Genomic DNA, 3,423 nt, shown 5'->3' with positions numbered 1-3,423 from the left:
CAGCGCGGCCAAACCGGCGTCCTGCCGGTTTCCCCACTGCGCAATGCCTGCGTTCGGCCATCGTGGTTAACGGGGCATCCAGATCAAAATCAAAAGCGAGGCGGCCTTAAAGCAGACCTGACTTTTCCGGTTACCGCCAATGATCGTTCCCACGCTCTGCGTGGGAACGATCAATGCGCACGGCTCCCGATCAGGTCGGCTTTAAGGCCGCCTCGCTTTGGCTTTTGATCTTGATCTGGCTTTTGATTTTCTTGCCCCATCGAGAGGCCGGAGCGAGGGTTCCCCGAGCCCCAGCGAGGGGCCGAACGCCAGGGGCAAGAGCCCTTGGTTACTTAGGGCCGGGCGGCGTTCCGTTTTTCCAAGTGACTCGCCGTAAGGGCGAAACCCTAGGTGGCCGTTACCGCAGCAACGGATATACACCCAATCCAAATACCCCAACCTGAAATCAGGGCGCACCAAAGTACGGTCGGATCCCGCGGTCGCGAAAATACCGTTCGATCACCTTCGGGTCCGAACAGGTTTCGGCAATCGCCACGTATGTATCCGGCCGTAGCAGGTAGAACCCGTTGCGCCCAAGGCCGGCCGTTTCGAATGCCGGGCGCCAGCTGAACACATGCAGCGGCAGATGGTGCTCGTGGCACCAGGCGATCATCTCGTCGCTGGTGTCGCCATACACATGCACCTGCCAGGTCGGGCATTTGAGCGATTCAAAATTGTCACCTTCACCGTCGTGCGCCCAGGGCAGGCGGTCGCCACCATGCACCTGCCCGGCAACGCCTGTGCTCAAGGGCATGGCGCGATAGTTCAGGGTGATTTGCGACACGGTGCGGAACAGGAATTCGCGGGTGGTTTCGAACGAGGCCATTTTCGGAATCAGCAAGGGCGCCAGCCGCGTGCGCAACACATCCGCCATGGGCCCCTCGGCGGTAACGAACGTGAACACCCGGTCGGTGGTGGCCACCAGCTTGCGGGCGAAGGCGATGCGCTCGGTTTCGTAGGAGTCGAGCAATTTCGCCTCGGCGCCACCGCTCAGTACCGCCGCGAGTTTCCAGGCCAGGTTGATGGCATCGCCAATCCCGGTGTTCATGCCCTGGCCTCCCGCGGGGCTGTGCACGTGGGCGGCATCGCCCAACAGGAAGGCGCGTGCGCTGCGAAAGTGATCCGCCACCCGATGATGCACGCGGTAGGTCGAGAACCAGTTCAGTTGTTCGACCTTGACCTGCATATGCTCGATGGCCCGACTGCTCACGTCGTCAAATTGCAGGGTTTGCGCCTGTTCGGCGCGTTCGTCGCGCACGGTGCCGATCAAGCGTGCCCGGCCGCTGCCAGCCAGTGGGAATACCGCGAGGAAATCCGCCTCATCCAGGTCCACATGCAGTTCGCCATTGAACGCCGGGCCGCTGGCGTGCACGTCGGCGACGTAGAAAACCTGCTGGTAGGTGCCGCCTGGAAAACCGGTGTCCAGGGTCTTGCGAACGATCGAACGGGCGCCGTCGCAACCGGCCAGGTAGCAGGCCTGGCAGGTTTCCTGTTGGCCGTCGGGCAAGCGCAGCGTGGCGCTGATGCCGTCATCGGTTTGCTCGAAACCTTCGAGCTCGGTGTTGCGTTCCACCGTGATGCCGAAGGTTTGCAGGCGATCGATCAGCAGCCGTTCGTGTTCGTCCTGCGGGAATATTTCGAGGAAGGCGTAGGGCGTCAGGCCTTCACCGACGCGGTTCAACGGCAGGCGCGCCACGGGCTGGCCTTTTACCCAGAAATTGGCGGCCGCGACCTGATGACCGTCGCGTACGATGGCGTCGGCCAGGTCCAGCTGGCGATACAGCTCCAGCGTGCGCGCCTGCACCGCCAGTGCCCGTGAAGTGGTGCCCGGTGCAGAAGTCTTGTCGACGATCCGCACGCGAACCCCCAGTTTGCTCAGCCATAGCGCCAGCACCAGCCCCGTCGGGCCGGCGCCGATGATCAACACATCGCTACGCTGCATGACCCCGTCCTCTTGCCGTGTGCTGCAAGTATGGTCCAGCCTTGCGCAGCGGCCAGCGTTTTTCATCGGCACCTGAGGAACAGCCGGGTTCGCGCCACGGTCATAGCCTGCGCCATGCATTGATCGTATGGTTAACCCGGTTCAACGAACGCCCTGGAGCAACATGCAAGCCCATCGATTGATCATGAGCATCACCGCGTTACTGGTGGTGGCCGGTTGCAGCAGTCAGCGACCCCAGGAAACCGCGGCGCGCAAGCCCGCCGAGGTCAAGGCGCAAATCGTGCGCTTGCTGCCGGCCAAAACCGTCGATCGCCAAGGGTGGGCCACGGACATCTACGCCGCGTTTGCTGCGCAGAACATCGCACCGACCACGCAAAACCTCTGTTCGGTGCTGGCGGTCACCGAGCAGGAGTCGACTTTCCAGGTGGATCCCGGCGTGCCAGGGCTGGGCAAGATCGCCCGGGATGAGATCGATCGCCGGGCGGCCAAGGCGCATATCCCCCAACTGTTGGTCAGCGGTGCACTGCGGGTGAGTTCGCCCAACGGTAAAACCTACAGCGACCGGCTGAACGCCGCCCGCAGCGAAAAGGAACTGAGCGCAATTTTCGATGACTTCATTGGCATGGTGCCCATGGGCAAGACCCTGTTCGCAGGCTTCAACCCGGTGCACACCGGCGGGCCGATGCAGGTCAGCATCGACTTTGCCGAACAGCAGGCCAAAAGCTATCCGTATCCGGTGGAAGGCTCGATACGGCGTGAAGTTTTTACCCGCCGCGGCGGCATGTACTTCGGCATCGCGCATCTGCTCGGTTATCCGGCGAGCTACAAGCAGCCGTTGTACCGCTTCGCCGATTTCAATGCCGGTTGGTACGCCAGTCGCAATGCTGGCTTCCAGAACGCCGTGAGCCGGGCCTCGGGCATCCCGCTCGCGCTGGATGGCGACCTGGTCCGCTACGGTTCGATCATGCCTGGCACCACGGAGCTGGCGGTGCGCACCTTGGGCAAGCAGTTGGGCATGCGCAATCCGACGATCAGGGATCAACTGGAGGAGGGCAACACGCTGGCGTTCGAGGACAGCGAGCTCTATCAACGGGTTTTCGCCTTGGCTGAACAGGCCGAAGGTCGTTCCCTGCCGCGCGCGGTACTGCCGGGGATCGTGCTGCAAAGCCCGAAAATCACCCGCAAGCTCACCACTGCCTGGTTTGCCAAGCGGGTCGATGAGCGTTACAAGCGCTGCATGGCGCGGGCAGGCTGAAGATATTGGCGAACGTCCACACGCTGTATGACTTTCGAGGTTTAACAGGCATGAAAAAGCCCGGCTGATCAGGCCGGGCTTTTTGCGGGTGCGGTGCAGCGATGGGGTCAGGCGACGGTGTTGCCTTGCAGGCGGTCGGAGCCATCGGCGGCGACGGTGTTGCCTTGCAGGCGGTCGGAGCCATCGG

The 3,423-nt window shown here is 62.6% G+C and carries 2 protein-coding genes; one reads left to right on the top strand and one right to left on the bottom strand.

The features are described 5' to 3' along the window. Window positions 1–445 precede the first annotated feature (445 nt). Window positions 446–2,101, bottom strand: a complete 1,656-nt coding sequence (locus AC3WWR_RS30760; protein ID WP_331717103.1) for an FAD-dependent oxidoreductase — start codon at window positions 2,099–2,101, stop codon at window positions 446–448. A gap of 43 nt (window positions 2,102–2,144) precedes the next feature. Here AC3WWR_RS30760 and AC3WWR_RS30755 point away from each other — a divergent pair, with 43 nt between their 5' ends. Beyond that, window positions 2,145–3,236 (top strand): DUF1615 domain-containing protein, encoded by a 1,092-nt coding sequence (locus tag AC3WWR_RS30755; RefSeq protein WP_020799598.1) that lies wholly within the window; start codon window positions 2,145–2,147, stop codon window positions 3,234–3,236. The last annotated feature ends 187 nt before the right edge of the window (window positions 3,237–3,423 follow it).

The sequence above is a fragment of the Pseudomonas sp. EB271-G4-1 genome (assembly GCF_058791355.1).
This window is presented reverse-complemented; position numbering and strand designations above follow the sequence as displayed.

Excerpts from the sequence above, each read along its gene's own strand:
- AC3WWR_RS30760 (WP_331717103.1), bottom strand. The coding sequence starts at position 2,101 with ATGCATGGCGCAGGCTATGACCGTGGCGCGAACCCGGCTGTTCCTCAG.
- AC3WWR_RS30755 (WP_020799598.1), top strand. The coding sequence starts at position 2,145 with ATGCAAGCCCATCGATTGATCATGAGCATCACCGCGTTACTGGTGGTG.